21 protein-coding genes and 1 pseudogene are annotated in these 17,909 nt (G+C 66.4%); 16 read left to right on the plus strand and 6 right to left on the minus strand.

Going from position 1 to position 17,909, the window contains the following annotated elements:
- Positions 1-161: 161 nt before the first annotated feature.
- Positions 162-2,237: a PrkA family serine protein kinase gene (locus tag ACZ5KP_RS09140; RefSeq protein WP_460922203.1), complete on the minus strand. Its 2,076-nt coding sequence runs from the start codon at positions 2,235-2,237 to the stop codon at positions 162-164.
- A 522-nt stretch (positions 2,238-2,759) separates the two neighbouring features.
- Here ACZ5KP_RS09140 and ACZ5KP_RS09145 point away from each other — a divergent pair.
- From ACZ5KP_RS09145 to ACZ5KP_RS09155, 3 genes and pseudogenes are all read left to right on the plus strand, one after another.
- Positions 2,760-3,143 (plus strand): DUF5820 family protein, encoded by a 384-nt coding sequence (locus tag ACZ5KP_RS09145; protein ID WP_460922201.1) that lies wholly within the window; start codon positions 2,760-2,762, stop codon positions 3,141-3,143.
- 128 nt (positions 3,144-3,271) lie between these two features.
- A pseudogene (locus ACZ5KP_RS09150) lies at positions 3,272-3,841 on the plus strand (AAA family ATPase); the annotation flags it as partial.
- Positions 3,842-3,907: 66 nt separating this feature from the next.
- On the plus strand, positions 3,908-4,294 hold the full coding sequence (locus ACZ5KP_RS09155; protein ID WP_460923426.1) for an RNA-binding domain-containing protein: 387 nt from the start codon (positions 3,908-3,910) through the stop codon (positions 4,292-4,294).
- A gap of 16 nt (positions 4,295-4,310) precedes the next feature.
- On the opposite strand, the gene ACZ5KP_RS09160 is transcribed toward ACZ5KP_RS09155, so the two are convergent.
- Both ACZ5KP_RS09160 and ACZ5KP_RS09165 read right to left on the minus strand, forming a co-directional pair.
- A complete protein-coding gene (locus ACZ5KP_RS09160) occupies positions 4,311-4,499 on the minus strand; it encodes a hypothetical protein (RefSeq protein WP_460922199.1) in 189 nt (62 codons plus the stop codon).
- Positions 4,500-4,567: 68 nt separating this feature from the next.
- Positions 4,568-5,443, minus strand: a complete 876-nt coding sequence (locus tag ACZ5KP_RS09165) for a bactofilin family protein (protein ID WP_460922197.1) — start codon at positions 5,441-5,443, stop codon at positions 4,568-4,570.
- A gap of 778 nt (positions 5,444-6,221) precedes the next feature.
- Here ACZ5KP_RS09165 and ACZ5KP_RS09170 point away from each other — a divergent pair.
- A complete protein-coding gene (locus ACZ5KP_RS09170) occupies positions 6,222-7,034 on the plus strand; it encodes an RICIN domain-containing protein (RefSeq protein WP_460922195.1) in 813 nt (270 codons plus the stop codon).
- 30 nt (positions 7,035-7,064) lie between these two features.
- Here the strand turns inward: ACZ5KP_RS09170 and ACZ5KP_RS09175 are convergent, their stop codons facing one another.
- Positions 7,065-7,607, minus strand: coding sequence for a DUF7344 domain-containing protein (locus tag ACZ5KP_RS09175; protein ID WP_460922193.1), 543 nt, complete (start codon positions 7,605-7,607; stop codon positions 7,065-7,067).
- A 188-nt stretch (positions 7,608-7,795) separates the two neighbouring features.
- On the opposite strand from ACZ5KP_RS09175, the gene ACZ5KP_RS09180 reads away from it, so the two are divergent.
- The 6 genes from ACZ5KP_RS09180 to ACZ5KP_RS09205 all read left to right on the plus strand — a co-directional run bounded on the left by ACZ5KP_RS09180 (position 7,796) and on the right by ACZ5KP_RS09205 (position 12,508).
- Positions 7,796-8,335: a hypothetical protein gene (locus ACZ5KP_RS09180; protein WP_460922191.1), complete on the plus strand. Its 540-nt coding sequence runs from the start codon at positions 7,796-7,798 to the stop codon at positions 8,333-8,335.
- Positions 8,336-8,411: 76 nt separating this feature from the next.
- Positions 8,412-9,599, plus strand: coding sequence for a CARDB domain-containing protein (locus ACZ5KP_RS09185; protein ID WP_460922189.1), 1,188 nt, complete (start codon positions 8,412-8,414; stop codon positions 9,597-9,599).
- Between the two features lie 134 nt (positions 9,600-9,733).
- Positions 9,734-10,864, plus strand: a complete 1,131-nt coding sequence (locus ACZ5KP_RS09190; protein ID WP_460922187.1) for an ORC1-type DNA replication protein — start codon at positions 9,734-9,736, stop codon at positions 10,862-10,864.
- Positions 10,865-10,992: 128 nt separating this feature from the next.
- Positions 10,993-11,145, plus strand: a complete 153-nt coding sequence (locus ACZ5KP_RS09195) for a hypothetical protein (RefSeq protein WP_460922185.1) — start codon at positions 10,993-10,995, stop codon at positions 11,143-11,145.
- A 119-nt stretch (positions 11,146-11,264) separates the two neighbouring features.
- Positions 11,265-11,483: a hypothetical protein gene (locus tag ACZ5KP_RS09200; protein ID WP_460922183.1), complete on the plus strand. Its 219-nt coding sequence runs from the start codon at positions 11,265-11,267 to the stop codon at positions 11,481-11,483.
- Positions 11,484-11,590: 107 nt separating this feature from the next.
- Positions 11,591-12,508 (plus strand): HVO_0234 family beta-propeller protein, encoded by a 918-nt coding sequence (locus ACZ5KP_RS09205; RefSeq protein ID WP_460922181.1) that lies wholly within the window; start codon positions 11,591-11,593, stop codon positions 12,506-12,508.
- Between the two features lie 56 nt (positions 12,509-12,564).
- On the opposite strand, the gene ACZ5KP_RS09210 is transcribed toward ACZ5KP_RS09205, so the two are convergent.
- Entirely contained in the window at positions 12,565-13,413 is an 849-nt protein-coding gene (locus ACZ5KP_RS09210) for a phosphatase PAP2 family protein (protein ID WP_460922179.1), read from the minus strand.
- A gap of 207 nt (positions 13,414-13,620) precedes the next feature.
- On the opposite strand from ACZ5KP_RS09210, the gene ACZ5KP_RS09215 reads away from it, so the two are divergent.
- The 6 genes from ACZ5KP_RS09215 (at position 13,621) to ACZ5KP_RS09240 (ending at position 17,154) form a co-directional block, all read left to right on the plus strand.
- Positions 13,621-13,755 (plus strand): hypothetical protein, encoded by a 135-nt coding sequence (locus tag ACZ5KP_RS09215; RefSeq protein WP_460922177.1) that lies wholly within the window; start codon positions 13,621-13,623, stop codon positions 13,753-13,755.
- A gap of 88 nt (positions 13,756-13,843) precedes the next feature.
- Positions 13,844-14,224, plus strand: a complete 381-nt coding sequence (locus ACZ5KP_RS09220; RefSeq protein ID WP_460922175.1) for a helix-turn-helix domain-containing protein — start codon at positions 13,844-13,846, stop codon at positions 14,222-14,224.
- 110 nt (positions 14,225-14,334) lie between these two features.
- Positions 14,335-15,594 (plus strand): threonine synthase, encoded by a 1,260-nt coding sequence (gene thrC / locus ACZ5KP_RS09225; RefSeq protein WP_460922173.1) that lies wholly within the window; start codon positions 14,335-14,337, stop codon positions 15,592-15,594.
- Between the two features lie 145 nt (positions 15,595-15,739).
- Positions 15,740-16,018, plus strand: coding sequence for a hypothetical protein (locus ACZ5KP_RS09230; RefSeq protein WP_460922171.1), 279 nt, complete (start codon positions 15,740-15,742; stop codon positions 16,016-16,018).
- A gap of 135 nt (positions 16,019-16,153) precedes the next feature.
- A complete protein-coding gene (locus ACZ5KP_RS09235; RefSeq protein WP_460922169.1) occupies positions 16,154-16,528 on the plus strand; it encodes a cupin domain-containing protein in 375 nt (124 codons plus the stop codon).
- Positions 16,525-17,154, plus strand: a complete 630-nt coding sequence (locus tag ACZ5KP_RS09240; protein ID WP_460922167.1) for a DUF8052 family protein — start codon at positions 16,525-16,527, stop codon at positions 17,152-17,154. Before ACZ5KP_RS09235 ends, ACZ5KP_RS09240 begins: the two co-directional genes overlap by 4 nt.
- A 32-nt stretch (positions 17,155-17,186) precedes the next feature.
- Here the strand turns inward: ACZ5KP_RS09240 and ACZ5KP_RS09245 are convergent, their stop codons facing one another.
- Positions 17,187-17,831, minus strand: coding sequence for a hypothetical protein (locus ACZ5KP_RS09245; protein WP_460922165.1), 645 nt, complete (start codon positions 17,829-17,831; stop codon positions 17,187-17,189).
- Positions 17,832-17,909: the final 78 nt, after the last annotated feature.

Below are 17,909 nucleotides of genomic sequence, written 5' to 3' on the forward strand. Positions count from 1 at the left end.
GTCAGAATGATCGGCACAGTCCCCGACGTCGCCGTCGTCCCCGAGCTGACGCTGGTCGGACGGCCCGCGAACCGCACGGGCGTCCGCCCTCTCTCGGAGCCGCCGAAGCGGAGCGGACGTCGTCGACGGGCCGATCGTCGGTTCCGGGTGCTCCCCCGCCATCAGTCGTCCTCCAGCTCCGCCTTGGCGACCTCCGCGCCCGCGAACTCGAGGACCTCGCCGGCGCCGGCCTCGGAGTAGCCGAGGTCGATCAGCGAGTCCACCCACTTCGTGCGCTCGTCCTCGTCGAGGTCGTTGGCGCTGACCAGCGCGGAGAAGTTGATGTTGTGTTTCTTGTCCTCCCAGAGCTTGCGCTCCAGTGCGCGGCGGAGCCGCTCGTTGTCCGTCGGATCGAACGCCTCGCCCTCGCGGGCCCGGCGGGAGACCCAGTTGGAGACCTCCTGGCGGAAGTCGTCCTTGCGGTCCTCGGGAATGTCGAGTTTCTCCTCGACGGCACGGAGGAAGGTTTCGTCGGGTTCGGACTCCGCGCCCGTAATGTCGTCCTCGACGGTGTCGTCGTCGATGTAGGCCATCACGTGGTCCATGTACTTCTCGCCCTGTCGCTGGATCTCCTCGACGTCGTAGGCCAGCGCGTTCCGGACGTCCTCGATGGCGCGCTCGCGGTACTCCTCGCGGACGGTCTCGAGGTAGCGGTAGTACTCCTCGAAACGTTCCTCGGGGATCGAACCGTGGTGTTCGAGGTTCTCCTCGAAGAAGGCGAACGCCGTCAGCGGCGAGAGGTAGTCTCGACCGCGGTGGGTCGAGTCCATGATCGCCTCCGCGATCTCGTCGCCGATGAACCGCGGCGAGACGCCCTCCATCCCCTCGCCGACGGCGGCTGCTTCCTGGGCCTCCTCGCGGAGCTTCTTGACGTCGACGTCCTCGAGGGCGTCGCCCTCGCCGTTGTAGGCCTTGGCCTTCTGGAGGACGTCGACGGTGTCGGCGTCGGGCTCCTCGATCCGGGTGAGCACGCCGAACAGGCCCGCCATCTCGAGGGAGTGGGGTTCGATGTGGACGTCGGGAACGTCGGCGTTGTCGAGCAGCTTCCGGTAGATCTCGGCCTCGTCCTCGTAGGCCATCACGTAGGGAACGTCGATCCGCTTCGTGCGGTCGTTGAACGCCTCCATCTTCTCGTCGCCCTTCTTGTCCTTGTACTCGGGCATGTTCGTGCGCCCGACGATCACCTGGTCGATGTCGATCCGGGGGTTGTTCCGGGGTTTGATCGTCTGCTCCTGGGTGGCGTGGAGGAAGTCGTAGAGGAACTCCCGCTGGAGTTTCAGCAGCTCCTCGCCGGAGAAGATGCCGCGATTCGCGTTACAGAACGCGCCGGAGTAGTCGAAGGCACGCGGGTCGGACTCGCCGTAGACCGCGATCTTCGAGTAGTTGACGTCGCCGGTCAGCTCCGTCTCGTCCTGGTTCTTCTTGTCCTTGGGCTCGAAGGTCTCCAGCGCCCGGCGCTTGTTCTCGTCGGCGACGAGCCGGACGACCTCGACGTGGTTCTCGAGGACGGCCTCGAGGTCGTCGTCGTAGTGGGCGAGCAGCTCGTCCATGTAGAACTCGCTCTCCGGGTCGAGGTTCTGCTCGTTCCGGATGGTGTAGGGAGCGTCGAGCGCCTCGTTGAGCTGCTCGAGCACCTGGTCGCGCTGCTCCTGGGGCAGGAGGACGAGGGGATCCTGCTGCATCGGCGAGCGGACGGTGTCGTCCGCCGGATCCTGGTCGGGGACGACGTCCCGGAGGTTCGTCCAGCGGAACGTGTACATCCGCCCCTCGTCGCGCATGGTGTAGTCCTCGAAGTACCGCCGGAGCTGTGCGTCGAAGGCGGACTTGCCCGAGCCGACGGGACCGAGCAGGAGCAGGATCCGGCGCTCGGGCCCGAGCCCGCGGGCACCCGACTTGACCTTGTTGACGAACTCGTGGATCGCCTCGTGGACGACCCGGCCGTAGAACGTGTTCTCGCCGTCGTGGAGCGGGTCCTCGCTGGCGAGCTGGTACTCCACGACGCCGCGTTCCTCGTCGTACTCCGCACCGTAGTGATCGAACATGTCGGCGACCCGCTGGTGGGCGTTGCGCGCGACCGCGGGTTCCGCCGTCAGCGTGTCGAGGTACCACTCGAAGGAGCGAGGCTCCCGGAGATCTTCCGGAATCGACGCCTGGTACTCCGCGCTCAGCTCCTCGAGTTCGACGCTACCGTCGCTCATCTGTCCACCTCCGGTCGGCGGGGTCTCCGCCTCGGGAACTCCCGCCGCCGTGCCGACCGCAGTTCTGGTGCGTTCGATCGCTCTGTCCGCAGTTCGATCGCTCTGGCCTGTTTCGTGCGCGCTCGTGCCGCCCGCGGCGGCGGGCGCGTCGGTCGTTCTTAGACATGTGTATACATACCACACCCGGCGGCGACGGGACACGGCGCGACGGCGAGGGACTCGGCGGGGACCGGCGGGCTGATCGGTAGCGGTGTACCGATACTCCTTTCATTACCAGGTTTCCAGCGACATAAGCGTGGCCCCAAAAGATATATGATGGCAATATTAACCCCGTTCTCGGCCACCGAGATCGACTGCGGGCGCTGTGGTCGGTATCGCGCCGCCACAGTCCGCTGAGGGATTTAAATAGGGTATGATAGCAATCGATCTCGCGTCCGCCGATATCGGCGCTCGATGGCGTGCCAGCGGCGCAGCCGCCGAGCAGTCCGCACGACTTTACCGGCCACCGTCCCTACCGCGCCCATGGACGACGCTCCGGCGGGCTGGACGGTGTGGAGCGCTGGCGACGACGGCCGGATCGTGCTGGCCTACCGTCCGGACGTCTTCGACGGCGACGCCTTCCCCGCCGCCTGCATACCGACGTGCTATCTCACCCGCGGCCGGCGCAACGACCGGCGCCCCGGCCCCGATCGCGACGCCGGGGCGGACTGGTTCGTCACGCTCTTCCTCGAACCCGAGGTCACGGTCACCGAGGAGCGCTTCGAGCGGCGCTCCGACGCGCTCGATCGGCTCGAACAGATCGCCGCGGACTTCGCCGACGGTGCGATCGACTACCGCGCGAGCTACCAGGTCCCCCGCGAGACGTACCTCGACGAGCTCGACGAGCTGACCGGTCGCGGCGACTGACGGCTCGTCGTGGTTCACTCCCCGCCCGTTCGCTGTTCCAGCTCGGGGCCCGCCCCGCACTCTCACGCGCTCCGCCGGCGCTCGCCGGATAACAAGCCGTAAGGTCCACAGCGGTCTAGCCGGGCGCAATGACGGTTATCGCGACGGTCGGCCTGCCCGGCAGCGGGAAAGGGGAGGCCGCCAACCAGGCCGAGTCGCTCGGCGTTCCGGTGGTGACGATGGGCGACGTGATTCGCGAGGCGTGCCGGGATCGCGGGCTCGACCCCGCCGAGCACCACGGCGAGGTCGCACAGGCGCTCCGGGAGGAGAACGGCCCCGGCGCGATCGCAGCCGAATCGCTGCCACAGATTCGCGACGCCCTCGAAGACAGCGACGTGGTCCTCGTTGACGGCGTCCGCAGCGGCGTCGAGGTCGACGAGTTCGAGGAGGCCTTCGGCGAGGACTTCCACCTCGTCTCGATCGAGGCGCCCTTCGAACTCCGGCAGGATCGCCTGACCGAGCGCGGCCGGGACAACCTCGAGGGCGAGTCCCTCGAGGATCGCGACGAGCGCGAGCGTGGTTTCGGGATGGACGACGCGATGGAGCGCGCCGACGTCACGATCGAGAACACCGACAGTCTCGACGCGTTCCAGGAGCGCATCCGCGGCATCCTCGAAGCAGCACTCGACGGTGGGGACGAGCCGAGCGACGGCGACCCGAGCCCCGTCGACGCCGCCGCGCCTGCCGAGGACTCACCCGACGACGTCTACAAGGTCGACGTCGAGATCACCGCACCGGTCTACGCCACCGAAGTCACCGACCGCGTCGCCGACGCGGTCCACAACGTCTTCCCCACGGCCGAGATCGAGCACCGCGAGGGCGAACTGGCCGGCACCGCTCACTCGATGGAGCGCTTCTCGGAGCTCCTGCACGAGCGCGAGATCCTCGACACCGCCCGCGACCAGTTCTTCGCGAACCATCGAGGCGACACGATTGCCTTCGACCTCAAGAAACAGGCCGCCTTCGTCGGCGTCGTGAACTTCGCCGTCGGGAAGCCCGACGAGCTCGGTGAGATTCACGTGCGGGTACGGGTGGAAGAACCCAGCGTCGAGGCCTACGTCGATCACGTCGCGCCGCGGACGGAGGAGGGGCGGCCGGTGGAGGATAGCTGAAAGCGGCTGGCCGGAATCAGTTGTTGCAAGTGTTTACCACGCCACCGTCTGCGTCGACGTTTGTCTCACTGTAATCGACGTTACACCCCACGTACAGCGTTCCGCTGGTCTCAATGTCATTCCAAGCGGTGACACCATCCTCGAGAGTGATATTTCCACCAGCGGTGATATCGTCATTCAGCGTCGAGCCACTTTCTGCTGTCACGGTTCCTCCAACGTCAACTTCACCGTTTACTGTGGCGTCGGTCCCGAGGAAGAGCGAGCCGTCGGCATCTACGTCGCCGTCGATGGTACCGCCATCCCGACCGTCACGTCGCCTCCGGCTGTCACGTCATCACTTGCGGTCCCGTCTGGGCCGATGGTTACGTCGCCGCCTGCAGAGAGTTCGCCGTGAATAGTTCCGTCGGCGCCGACGGCGACGTCGCCGTCCGCTTCGACCTCATTGTTCGCAGTTGCACCGTCGCCGAGCGAGACGTCGCCACCAGAATCGAGGTCACCGTGGATCGTGCCGCTGTCCCCCACGGTGACGTCACTACCAGCGTCGACGTCGTCGTTGGCTGTTGCGCCGTCGCCGATAGTGACGCTACCGCCCGCGTCGATCTCGTCGTCCGCACTCGTTCCGTCTTCGACGACGAGATCGCCATCGGTTTCGGTAGTACCGTCGTTCCCAATTGCCGGCACGTCGAACGTATCCGAGTCTTCCTCCCCATTCCAATCGGAGAAGTACGCCGTCCCGTCCTGATCGCTCGTGATCTGAACGCCGGTCAGCCTGATGACGAACGGACCGTCGGTTGCCCCCTGTGCGGAATAGGATATTGTCCAGCTACCCTTGTCAAACTCGAAATCGCGGTATCCCTGTCCACTGGCGACGGTCGCAGTCGCATCACTGTAGTCGACGCCGGCGTTGGCTTGCGCATCACTCAGGTCGATCGTGAACTCGTCTTTGTTCCCCATTCTGTCGGCATTAATTTCGAACTCCTGAACCCACTGCTGCCCGTCGTAGTACGGAGTGTTCGCCGCGAAGCTTGCCGGACCGCTCCCCGGCTTACCACCGCCACCGCCAGTGCACTGGTAGTCGAGTGACGTCGAAGCCGACGCGCCCGAGATCTCGATCCGCTCACCAGTGGCGTGAGTGACCGTCGTCGTCACAGTAGTGGTACCCGAGCCACTTTCACCGTTACACTGAACCGTGACGTTGGTCGTCCCACCAACTGCGACTTCACCGCTCCCGGAGGTCCCGATTTGAACGTCTCCCGATTGGGGGGCGGTCTCGACCGAGAAAGTGAGCGGCTCGTCCGCGTTATTGTGAAGGGTAAACACCGTTGCAGTGTCACCGATACTATCGATCGAGTCGCCAGTCGGCTCGAATCCGATTAGCGCACTTTCGTCGGGTGCAGTTTCGATCTGCGTCGTCCGATCAGCTGCGATCGTCTGGAAGCCGAGCGTGGGGGTTGCGAGCAGCGTGGCTCCGACTAGGACTAACGCCAGCCCGAGGTAGCCCACGTTCCAGTGCATATGTTCCACCGCAGCGAACGTTCGCAGCCGCGCGTGATGAGATGAATATTAGCCGGAGCTATGTAATATTGCTGGCCTTGGATGGCTAAGAATTCCATTGCCAATTACCATTAAGAGATAAGAATTTGGAGCATATCTGCCAGAAGATTTTAGCGAGTGGATCTTTTCACCAGTTTACAGGAACCCGTCTCCGGTGCGCTGCGACCGGTTCAGTCGCAGCCGTCTGGTGGACGGCCCGGGTTGGTGGCCCGGGTCGCTCCGGAGGTTGGGTCCGCGATCGAAAATAGCGACTCGCCATCTCGCGAGTCAATGGGATCGGTAGAGAATGGTGGATCGAACGCGGATGACGCGGCGAGCAGGGATCGCCCTCGTCGGTGTGGGCATAGCGACGGCAATCCCTTACACTCGCGGGATGACGAGCACCGTCGCGAATCGGCTGACAAACGTCGAGACAGCGGACGATCCGAACGCGTTGCTTGGAATACAGGGTGTCGACGGAGCTCCATATGACGAGATCACGGTGATCAACAACGCCGACGGCGCGATGGCCCTCACGGTTTCGACGCAGGCGTTCCGGATCGAGAACGGTCCCAGCGACCACCAGCCGTCTTTCACACTCGTATCCGGCGGTTCTCGGGATATTCAGTTTGCGCCTGAAAACGGGAATCGGGACGCGGTTTCATTCGTCGCAGAGGTGCAGAACAGTGACGACCAACCCTTCACGATCGATCTCGAGCGAACTATCTCCTTGCCTGCCACCCCCGACCCTGGCTCCACTTTCCGTATCAGAAACGTCCACAGCGGGCTCTATCTCGACGCCGATGCACCAGGAGACGACCCTTGGTGGGACCCTCCGACTGGAGACGTGTATCAGTCCTCGTTCCAAGAGTCGGAAACGCAACACTGGACAGTTCAAGAAGATTGGTCTGGGACTACGCTTGAGCAGGTTTCTTCCGGTGGCAGGATCGGGACAGCCGAGCAAGGAAATAGCTTCCAGGAAGCCGTCAACGTAGGTACACCCGATTGGTGGGCATCAAACGGAGAACAGTGGAATCTGATCGAGAATGCTGACGGAACGTATCGAATCGAAAACGCCGCGAATCCGGGCGACGTCCTCGACGTCGAGGGGGGATCCACTTCTGAGGGAGCGAACGTCATACTCTATGGCTGGAAAGGCAACGACGTAGCGGTCGAGAATCAGAAGTGGGTATTCGAGCCAGTGTAGCGATAGGCGACGATTGTCACCACGTTTTCGTCACGGCGGCCGCTCCCGATCCCCGAGCCGGTGCCGGCGACTCGTGTACGTATGGACCGCAGCCGACACCGCGAAGATACCGACGACGAGTCCCGCCCAGCCGATCGCCGACAGCCCCTCACTCGGCAAGTACCCTGCCGAAACGCCGCCGAGCACCGCAAAACCGACCACCGACAACCCCAGATAGTAGACGCCCCACGGGATCTCGCCCTCGGGGACGATGTCCATATAGACCTCCAGCCGCCGCGCGTCCTCAGTCAGCTCGACCTCGTGATCCTCGTAGGTGATCATCCCCGCATCCGCCAACGTCGGTAGGTGCGTCTGCTGTAACGAGGTGTACACGCGCTTCCGCTCGTCCGAGGTCAGCTCGGCGACCTCCTTGTCGAGTTCCCATGACGCCACTGTCTCGGCCAGATCTGAGGTCGTCACTGGCTCGTCGGCCTGCTTGCAGTAGTGCAGCGTGTAGCGCCGGCGGTGATTCGAGAGGAGGTCGAACACCTCGTCCCGGCCCGGGCCGCCGTCGCCAGCCTCACTCGTCGCCACTGTGGTTTCAGCCCTGGATTGCCCGACACAAAGTGTTTCCGGCCCGATCCCCGGAGGGCGTCGGGGTTCAAGCAGGGCTTTCGGCCCCAGCGGAGGATGTTCAAGCCCACCTTGGAGCTGTTCAAGCGGCTCAATACGAAGGGGGTGGGGTGGTATGGGTTGCTTACACCGCGTGGACCGGGGGAGAGGTGCCACGGACCGCGTGTGACAAACACAACGATCCAACAATGAGAGCAACTCGACGCAACGTCCTGGTTATCCTGGGCGTACTGACGATCGTGGGCGGCGCACTGTTCGGTACGGGCGCGTTTACGCAAGTATCCGCGGACAGATCGGTTACTGCCGAAACAGTTTCTGACTCAAACGCCAATCTCCAGCTTTCCGGCGATGGAGACTACGTGAGTGAATCCGGCGATGGAACCATAGAGTTCACATTCGATAGCCTCAACAAGAACGCATCCACCGAGTTTGCGGACGTTCTCACGGTTACTCCAAGCCCCGCAGACAGCTCCGGGACGTACGATATCTACGTTGAGAGCGCTACGGACCTGGGGGCTGGCAAGCCTATGGACATCCAGGACGGGAGCGGCAATTCTGTCGTAAATGGCACGAACGTGGTTACTGCTGACGCCAATGCCGGCGAGTCGGCAAATCTCACGTTCGTGTTCAACACGGACGATGCAGCGAATGCGCCGGACGAAATCACGATAGTCGCCGAAGAGCAATAACCACTGACGGGTTTTTCGGTCACTAATTGACCGGTGTACCGCTTTCTGACATCCGCAGACCTGACGGCCTCAGATTATGCACACCCGGCTCGCGTACGTCGCGCTCGCACTCGCGCTCGTGGGGGGGTCGGCGATCGTGCTGGCTGGCGGTGCCGCTGGGACTGACGGCGGCCCCGGGACCGCCGCGGCGACCGTGGACACGTCCAACGGCTCGGTCATTTCTCTCTCGCCGGCCTCCGGCGCCAATGGCGACTACGCCGAGGTGAACGGCAACGGCGAGCTGGCGCTGCTGTTCGAGGACCTCAACGAGGACGCCGAGACCACGGTCGACGATGTGTTCACCGTCGACGTCACCGCCACCGAAGCTGCGGACGTCTCGATCGAAACCGACGCGCCGGGGGTCACTTTCTACTGGGGCGGCGATCCGAGCGCCGACGCCAGCGACGCACGAACGGTCCAGCCCGGCGACTCCGTCGCTGTCGGCGTCCGCATCGACAGCTACGACGACGTCGACGGCGGGGAGTTCACCGTCGTCGCAGAGATCGACGAACAGGAGGCGGACGATGACGAGAACTCCTCGACGTCGATCGTCGAGGCGGACGTCTCGCCCACCGAGATCACTGTCGGCGAGTCGGTGACCGCGACCGCGACGATCTACAACGAGGGCTCCACGCGGGAGCCTCACACCGTTCGGCTGTCCGTCGACGGCACGGTCGTCGAGCAGCGAACCGTGGGCGTGGACGCCGGCAGCACGCGGACCGTTTCCTTCGAGCGCACGTTCCAGCAGGCTGGTGAGTTCACCGTCGAACTTGGCTGGCGGACCGCAGGAACGGTCACGGTCACGGAGCCGACCTCCGGCGGCGGATTCACGATCTCGAACGCCTCGCTCTCGCCGGCGGCGATCGAGCCCGGCGAGTCGACGACGATCACTGCGGACGTGACGAACGACGGCGCCGCGACCGACACGTTCACGGCCGAGCTCGTGGTCGGCGGCGTGGTCGTGGACGAGCGAGCGGTCCAGGTCGGACCCGGCGCGACGGAGCAGGTGACCTTCGAGCGATCGTTCGACCAGCGCGGGCAGTACGAGATCGCGATCAGCGGGAGTGGAGCGGGTACGCTCCGCGTGGAGTCCGCGACAGCGACCTCGGTCCGACGGTACGGCAGCGAGTACGGCTGGCTCCTCGGCGCGCTGACGGTGCCGGCGCTCGGTGGGGCGTTCGTCGCCGCACGTCGCCGACAGCGCGAGGTCGCTGGCGACGAGTAACGATTCCGGCGGGCTCTTCCAACGGCGCGGTGCGTGACTCGCGCGCCGGTCCGCTCCGAGAGATCGCCGGAAGGCGCGCGCTCGCCGCCGGGAACGCCGAAAGCTTAAGGCCACTGGGCAGCGTGGTGAAAGTGATGGATGGGGACCCCGATGAGGGGATGCTCGCGTGGGACGAGACGGTGTTCCGTGACGAGCGCGTCTTCGAAATCGACTACGTGCCCGAGACGTTCGCACACCGCGAGTCCGAACTCGAGAGCCTGAAGTACGCGCTCCGGCCGGCGGTGCGGGGTTCGCGGCCGCTGAACGCGCTGGTGCGGGGGCCGCCCGGCACCGGCAAGACGACGGCGATCCACAAGCTCTTCGGCGAGCTCGGCGCCGCCGCGGACGTCTCGACGGTGCGGGTGAACTGCCAGGTGAACGACACCCGCTACGCCGTCTTCTCCCGGCTGTTCGAGCACGTCTTCGACTACGAACCGCCGGCCTCGGGCGTCTCCTTCAAGAAGCTGTTTCGCCAGATAACCGAGCGGCTCGTCGAGAACGAGGAAATCCTCATCGTCGCGCTCGACGACGTGAACTACCTGTTCTACGAGAACGAGGCCTCGGACACGCTCTACTCGATGCTGCGGGCCCACGAGGAGCGCGGCGGCGCAAAGATCGGCGTGTTCGTCGTCTCCTCGGATCCGGATCTCGACGTGATCGAGGCGCTCGACGGCCGCGTCCAGAGCGTGTTCCGCCCGGAGAAGGTGTACTTCCCCACCTACGGCCAGGCGGAGCTCGTGGACATCCTCGGCGCGCGCGTCGAACGCGGGTTCAACGAGGGCGTCGTCGGGCAGGTGGTGCTCGACCGCGTCGCGGAGCTGACCGCCCAGAGCGGCGACGTCCGCGTCGGCCTCGACCTCCTGCGCCGGGCGGGGCTCAACGCCGAGATGCGCGGGAGCCGCGAGGTGATTCTCGAGGACGTCGAGGAGGCCTTCGACGCCGCGAAGTACGTCCACCTCACGCACAGCCTCCGGACGCTCTCCGATTCGGAAGCCGAGCTGGTCGAGGTGCTCGCCGAGCACGACGGCGAGCAGGCCGGCGACGTCTACGAGGCGTTCCGCGACGCGACCGACCTCGGCTACACCCGCTACTCCGAGATCGTCAACAAGCTCGACGAGCTGGGGATCGTCGAGACGGAGTACGCCGACCTCGAGGGCCGCGGGCGCTCCAGGGAGATTCGACTCGCCTACGAGGCCGACGCGGTGCTCGATCGCCTGGAGCGCTGACCGGGCGCGACGGCGTGGCAGTTCCGGCGTCGGCGCCGCCTCGAGCGCCTCCAAGCCGCTCTCCGTGTGAAGGGGCAGCACGCCACACGGATCGGGGGCTTTTTTGCCGTCGTCGGGAACGAACGTACGTGCCGAAAGTCTCGTGCCCCGAGTGCGATCGCGAGGTCGCGATGCACGAACTCGAAGCGAACACCGTCACCCAGTCCGACGGGTTCTCGACGAGCTACCGCTGCCCGTACTGTCGTGGGGCGATCGAAGACGTCGCCGATCACCTCGCCTGAGCGTCGACCCCGTTCCGCTCCCGGCGCAGACGGCCGGTTGCTCGGACCGGTGGTCGCGGCCGGTCGAGCGCCGCTGTCCTCCGAAAGGGTGATAGCACTCCGGAGGCTGCGTTCTGGCGATGAACTCGATCGCCGAACTCGCCGTCTCGCTCGCTGGCGCGCTGGCGTTCACGCTCCTGGGGCTGTTCGTCGAACTCCAGAGCATGCTCAGCTTCGCCGGTGGCCACCCCAGCACGGGCGTGTGGTTCGCACTGCTCGGCATGCTCTTCCTCTACGCCGGCATCTACCTGCTGGGGTACGAACGCATCGTCGCCGAGCTGCTCGCTGCTGCCGAGTAGGATCGACGGCCGCGCAGGGTGGAACGCCGCCCGGCGTCTGGCCCGCTCGTCGCTATCGCGCGGCCGCCAACGGAACGCTTTCCTCACGCCTCCGATCACACTCCTGCATGGACATCGCCGAGAAGCGCGTCTACGACGCGGCGAACGCCGGCCGGACTCGGCTCGCGGTCGCTACCGGGCAGGGGCTCGCGGTCGTCGGCATCTCCGCGGACGTCATCGGCGAGTTCGGGCTGGCGCTCCGCGAGCCGGTTCGCGACGTCGTGGCTGCGGGCGACGGCCGGCTGCTCGTGGCGACCGACGAGGACCTGCTCGTCGTCGCACTCGGCGACGACGGCGTGGCAGCGACCGTCAGTAGCGCGGGAACGGGCGCCGGTGGAACGGCCGCCGTTACGGTCGCCGACGACGCCGTCGTCGCGGCCGGCAGCGACGGCGTCGTCCGTCGCGCCCCTCGCTCGGCCGTCCTCGGAACCGCGATCGAGCACGCCGGCGATGACGACCCCGCCGCGTGGACCGATCTCGGCGAAGCGACGGTTCGAGCCGCAGATCGGACGCTCCTGGCGACGCCAGGCGGCGTCTACCGGGCCGGTGACTCGTCGATCGAACACGTGGGGCTCGACGACGCGCGGGACGTCGCCGCCCCCGCGAACGGCACTGCCGGCCCCTTCGCCGCGACGGGATCCGGGCTCTTCCGGCTCGGGCCGGGGTGGACCGAGGAGCGCGCCGGAGCGTTCGATCTCGTCGCGACCGTCGACGGCGCGACCGAACCAGCCTCGGACGCTGGCGACGAACGGGGGCCAGCCGCCTACGCAGCGGCGGGTACCGACCTTCTCGCCCGGACGGACGGCGCCTGGTCGCCGATCGAGTGGCCGGCCGCTTCGCCGGTCGCGGGCGTCGCCTGTGACGACGACGGCAACCCGATCTACGCCGTCGCGGCGGACGGCACGGTCTGTGCCGACGCCGGCGACGGCTGGCGAACGCGTTCGATCGGGCTCCGGAACGTAACGGGCTGTTGCGTCGTCGAGTGAATCGTCTCGCGTCTGTACTGCCGATCGAGGCCGTCGAAGTCGCTACAGCCGTTCGCTCAGAGCCGCACCGGGTCGAGCGGCCGTCGGTCGTCGTCGGTCTCGCCGCGATAGCGTGCGACGCTCCACTGCGCGGTGCCGACGCTCAGCAGCGCGAGCCCGATCCCCGCGACGACGTCGGTGAACCAGTGGATGCCCAGCGCCATCGTCGCGATCACGACGCTGGGCGCGATCACCGCAACGATCGCCAGCCAGCGGGGGTACTCCTCGCGCGTGTACCAGGCGAAGATCAGCACCATCACCGCCATCGAGGTGTGCAGCGACGGGAAGGCGTTGGAGTTGGTGTTGATCGCGCTCGTGATGTACATCACCTCGGGGAACTCCTCGAACAGTGGCTGTCGGACCCGTCCGACCTGGAGGTTCCGCGGCCCGAACACGTTGAAGACGATGTAACAGAGCGCGCCGACGAAGTAGTTCACCGCGTAGGCGACGAACAGCATGGCCGGCTTGACGACGTCTTCGAGGACGACGTAGGCGACCGGCGGGTAAATGAGCAGGGCGCCGTAGCCGACGACGTAGACCGCCGAGAAGTAGAGAAACATCGGCTCTGGGATCGCCTCCTGGAGGTGGGCGACGAGATTCCCCTCGAAGTCGTGGATCTCGTGGGTGAAGTTCACCGCGAACGCGGAGGAGAACTCGTCGATGCGGGGGCGGAGGGACGCGTTGAACAACAACACGAGCGCGAGCACGCTCGTGTACGGCAGTAGCTCCAGCGCCCGCCCGACCAGGTCGCGCTCCAGCGCCGCCCTGGCGTGGCTAATCCACCCCGTTACGAGGGCGAACACCACGACGAGGGCGACCGTGGGCCCAAGCGTGTAGCCCAGTACGTCCCACGGAATGACCGGCATTACCGTTCACCTCTGCTTCGGTCGGGTAAAAGTATCACGTTTCGTGAACAACGGATCAAAAGACGACGAGGGGAGCGGAGTGGAGCGCGAGCGACGGGCGACGTACGAGCGGGCCGCTACGGATCGAAGCGGGTGAAGTGACGGTCGAGCTACTCCTGTCCGCGCTCAGCGAGGGCCAGTCGGTCGTCGTCAGCATCGACGCTCCGGGTGGCCCACGACGGCAGGCTCCGCCACGACGGCGAGCAGTACTACTACTGCGACTCCTCGACGACGCTCGACGCGAACGTCTCCCGCGAAGCGATGCGTCGGTGCATCGAGCACGGCACCGCCACGGACAGCTAACTCTTCTCGTGGTCTCCGATCCACGTCGCAGTTCGACCGCCATACCGCCGAGGAACACGCTTAGGAGCCGCCGTCTCCAATCCGCCCCATGAGCGACCCCGATCACGACATGGCGTCGTTGATGGAGACGGCGGATCCCGAGTTCGACGCCGTGATGACCTGCGTGTTCGGGATCCAGGAGCACGAGACGCGAACGTACCTCACGCTCCTCGAGCAGCCGGGCACGACTGCCGAAGAGATCGCCGACGTCCTCGACCGCGACCGCTCGAACGTCAACCGATCGCTGACGACGCTGCTGGAGAAGGGCCTCGTCACACGGAACCGTCGCCTGCTCGACCCCGGCGGCTACGTCTACCAGTACACCGCGGTCCCGCTCCCGGAAGCCAAGGAGCTGCTCCACGAGGCGCTCGACGCCTGGACGGAGGCGGTCCACGGCGCCATCGAGGAGTTCGAGCCGAACGTGGAGTGATGCGCGTCCCCGCGCGACGACGTTTCGAGCGGGCCGACTGCTCTGTCCGCCACGCAGTCCGACGCGGTGAACCACCCCGCTTTTGGCCGCGGCCCGCGACGCTACTTCCAATGAGCCTCTCACTCACCGAGCCCGCGTCCGCGGCGCCCGACGTCGCCGACGACGGCGTCTGGCTGGCCTGCATCGACTGCGGGGAGACCCTCGCACCCTTCGAATCGGTCGTCTACACCTGCCCCGAGTGCGATAGCCTGCTGGAGGTGCGCTACGCGGAGCCGCCGACCTTCGACCAGTTCGAGGGATCGGGCGTCTGGCGCTACGACGCCGCCCTGCCGGTCCCGAAGCACGTCTCGATCGACGAGGGCGATACGCCGCTGTACTCGGTCCCCCGCCTCGAGACCGAGGTCGGCGTCGACTCCCTCCAGGTCAAGCACGAGGGGATGAACGGCACGGGCAGCTTCAAGGATCGCGGAATGACGGTGGGCGTCGGCGCCGCGAAGGAACTCGGCGTCGACCGCCTCGCCTGTGCCTCGACGGGCAACACCTCCGCGGCGCTGGCGGCGTACGGCGCACGCGCCGGGATGGAGACGCTCGTCCTGCTCCCTGCCGGGAAGGTGGCGGCCGGAAAGGTCGCGCAGGCGAGCCTCCACGGCGCGCGGATCCTCGAAGTGGACGGGAACTTCGACGTCTGCCTCGACATCGTACAGGACCTCGCGAGCCAGGGCGAGGCGTACCTCCTGAACTCCCTGAACCCCTTCCGCCTCGAGGGCCAGAAGACGATCGGGCTGGAGATCCTCGAGGCTCACCGCGAGCGCCTCGGGAGCTTCCCCGATCGGATCGTGCTCCCCGTCGGCAACGCCGGCAACACGGCGGCGCTGTACAAGTGTTTCCGCGAGCTCGTCCAGGCCGGCGAGCTGGCGCCGGAGCAGGTCCCGAAGCTCACCGGCGTCCAGGCGAGCGGCGCCGCGCCGATGGTCGAGGCCATCGAGAACGACCTGGACGAGATCCAGCGCTGGGACAGTGTCGAAACGCGCGCGACGGCGATCCGGATCGGCAACCCCGTCAACGGGCCGAAGGCGCTCCCGGGGATCCGCGAGACCGGGGGCACCGCCGTCGCCGTCGACGACGAGGCGATCACCGAGGCCCAGCGCGACCTCGCCGAAGAGGGCGTCGGCGTCGAGCCCGCTTCAGCGGCCTCGCTGGCAGGCCTCCGCGAGCTCCGGGATCGCGGCGTGGTCGGCGACGACGAGCAGGTCGTCTGCCTGACGACGGGGCATCTGCTGAAGGACCCCGACGCGGCCGCTGCGGCGGGTGCCGAGCCCGAGCCCGTTCCCGGGACGACCGACGGCGTGCTCGAGCACCTCGGCGAGTAGTCGGATCGTCGAGCCACGCTTCGACCCGCCCACTCCGCGACCAGAACGACCCCCACCAGCACCCGCCGAATCGCAAGCAGGGCCGGGCGTGTGACGGTCGTCTGACAAACCCTTTTGACCGATCGTCCCCTGGACGTGTGTCGCCATGTCCGCACCTCCAGAGGACGGAACGACCGCAGGCGGGAACGGTGACAGGCCCGCTGCGGCCCAGGCCGCCGCAGAGATCAACGGGGACGGGGAAGTGAGCCGACTCCGTTCGCGTGTCAGCCAGCTAGAAACCGAGATCGAACGGAAGGACGCAGAGATCGAGGCCGTCCGCCGGCAGTACGAGGCGATTCTGGATCGCGGGGCGTACGACGACGGGGCCGCAGGGGACGGGCCGGTACCCGACGCCGGCGCCGGACTGCTCGACCTCCTCCGGTAGTCGACCGGCAGATCGGACCGTTCGACGTCGCTGGGCCTCGCTCTTTCTTCCCTCGCACGAATCCAGCGAGTGACGTTGTGGCCGTCGACTCCACGGGCGAAAGGTATGTACCTCCCGGGTGGCAGGTGTTCACACATGGGATATGCAGTGATCGATCCTGCGGAACTGCCGGTCGCCGACGACGGGGACAGGGAGGCGAGCAAGCGATCGATCAGCGACGCGGTGGGGCTCGGGAACCTCGGCGCACACGTCTACGAGGCCGCGCCGGGCGAGACGGTCCCGCTGGCCTACCACTACCACGACGAACAGGAGGAGCTGTTCTACGTGACGTCGGGAACGCTCTCCGTCGAGACGCCGGAGGAGGTCCTCTCCGTCGACGCTGGCGAGGTGCTCGTGGTCGAACCGGACAGCCCACAGCGAGCATACGTCGCCGAGGACGCGAGCGGGCCCGCGGAAGTGCTCGTGATCGGCGCGCCGTCCGTCGACGACGCCCATCCCTACGAACCATGAGCGAGGCAGGCAACCCCGGAGAGGCGGAGACCGGCGCGGGAGACGACGCAGAGGATCCCTTCGCCGACGTCCCCGAGTGGGACGACGAGTACGTCAACGAGGTCGCGGGCCGGCTCGTCCACAACTACGACCTCGAGCAGGATCGTACTGTCGAGGGCGAGACCTTCGACCTCTACGGCGAGATGGAACTGCACAGCCAGAAACACGTGCTCCACCCCTCGATCTCCTTCGCTCACCACGAGTCCCGCGAGCACCTCTTCCTCCGCCGGGTGTCCTCCGCCACGGTCGCGGAGATCGATCGGCTGGTCGAACTGGGCCACGACCTCGCCGACGACTGGATCGATCCGGACCCGGAGCACTACAGCACGGACTTCACGTTCGTGCTCGTCGCCCCGGAGATCCCCGCGGACGTCCGGGAACGGATCGAGGGGATCGACGAGCGCACGCTCCTGAAGTACGGCTACAACGGCCACTACGACGTCCACGCCGCCGTGGTATCGCCCGACAGCGAGGAGCTGGTCGCCAGCGACGAGGCGGACGTTCGCGAGGCGCTCACGCTCTGGGAGTCAATCGAGAAGAAGGAACGGGGACTGCTCGGGCTGATCTCGCGGCGGCTGCAGATCTAGATCGTCTCGCGAACCGCTCGCGACGTGATCGGCTACGATCCGGCGGTACTGTACTCCCTCGACCAGTAGTAGATGAGCGGCGTACCGACGACCGTCGGCCACAGCCACGCCACGACGCCAAGCAGCGGCGTGAGATTCACTGCGGACACCGCGCTGACCGTCGCGACGAACGCAGCGATCATCCGCTGGAGGTGGGCCACCCGCCACTCGCCGACGCCGTCGCTCCGGAACTCTCGAATCTCCAGCGTTCCGAATGCGGCCCCGATCCCGCCGAACACGACCATCACGATGCCGAAGGACTGCCCGTCGGCGGCCAACGTGACCCCCCACGTCCCCAGCGCGAGGCAGGCGACTATGACAGTTCCCACGACCGCCCAGTCCAGTGGCTGCGCGGTCGCTACAGGACGCTTTCTGGCCAGGACGCGATAGCCCGAAAACGCGAGATAGCCGCTGAAGATCGCGACGAGCGAGAGGGCGATCCGGAACGACGTGGCGTCACGGAGCGTCAGCACGAACACCGTCCCGACGACGACTGCCATTGCCCACACGAAAATTCGACCGGCTCGCCGGTGTCGCAGTCCGCCTTTCGTCGTGACGAGCGCTCCCACGCCCGCGAGGACGGCCACCGCCCCGGCGGCGATGTGGACTCCGAGCACCCAGGCGTCCAGGGTCGGCATACGTCCACGTGTCTCGGTCCGACGACATACGTGTCACGGCAGTTCGACACTGCGGCAGGTGGGCGGTTCTGTGGGCTG

It is taken from the genome of Salinarchaeum chitinilyticum (genome assembly GCF_055390775.1).

Bases quoted from the DNA above. Each gene is read 5' to 3' on its own strand.
- ACZ5KP_RS09140 (WP_460922203.1), bottom strand. From the start codon at position 2,237: ATGAGCGACGGTAGCGTCGAACTCGAGGAGCTGAGCGCGGAGTACCAG.
- ACZ5KP_RS09185 (WP_460922189.1), top strand. From the start codon at position 8,412: ATGCACACCCGGCTCGCGTACGTCGCGCTCGCACTCGCGCTCGTGGGG.
- ACZ5KP_RS09170 (WP_460922195.1), top strand. From the start codon at position 6,222: ATGACGAGCACCGTCGCGAATCGGCTGACAAACGTCGAGACAGCGGAC.
- ACZ5KP_RS09230 (WP_460922171.1), top strand. From the start codon at position 15,740: ATGTCCGCACCTCCAGAGGACGGAACGACCGCAGGCGGGAACGGTGAC.
- ACZ5KP_RS09205 (WP_460922181.1), top strand. From the start codon at position 11,591: ATGGACATCGCCGAGAAGCGCGTCTACGACGCGGCGAACGCCGGCCGG.
- ACZ5KP_RS09145 (WP_460922201.1), top strand. From the start codon at position 2,760: ATGGACGACGCTCCGGCGGGCTGGACGGTGTGGAGCGCTGGCGACGAC.
- ACZ5KP_RS09220 (WP_460922175.1), top strand. From the start codon at position 13,844: ATGAGCGACCCCGATCACGACATGGCGTCGTTGATGGAGACGGCGGAT.
- ACZ5KP_RS09240 (WP_460922167.1), top strand. From the start codon at position 16,525: ATGAGCGAGGCAGGCAACCCCGGAGAGGCGGAGACCGGCGCGGGAGAC.
- ACZ5KP_RS09200 (WP_460922183.1), top strand. From the start codon at position 11,265: ATGAACTCGATCGCCGAACTCGCCGTCTCGCTCGCTGGCGCGCTGGCG.
- ACZ5KP_RS09245 (WP_460922165.1), bottom strand. From the start codon at position 17,831: ATGCCGACCCTGGACGCCTGGGTGCTCGGAGTCCACATCGCCGCCGGG.
- ACZ5KP_RS09190 (WP_460922187.1), top strand. From the start codon at position 9,734: ATGGATGGGGACCCCGATGAGGGGATGCTCGCGTGGGACGAGACGGTG.
- ACZ5KP_RS09210 (WP_460922179.1), bottom strand. From the start codon at position 13,413: ATGCCGGTCATTCCGTGGGACGTACTGGGCTACACGCTTGGGCCCACG.
- thrC (WP_460922173.1), top strand. From the start codon at position 14,335: ATGAGCCTCTCACTCACCGAGCCCGCGTCCGCGGCGCCCGACGTCGCC.
- ACZ5KP_RS09235 (WP_460922169.1), top strand. From the start codon at position 16,154: ATGGGATATGCAGTGATCGATCCTGCGGAACTGCCGGTCGCCGACGAC.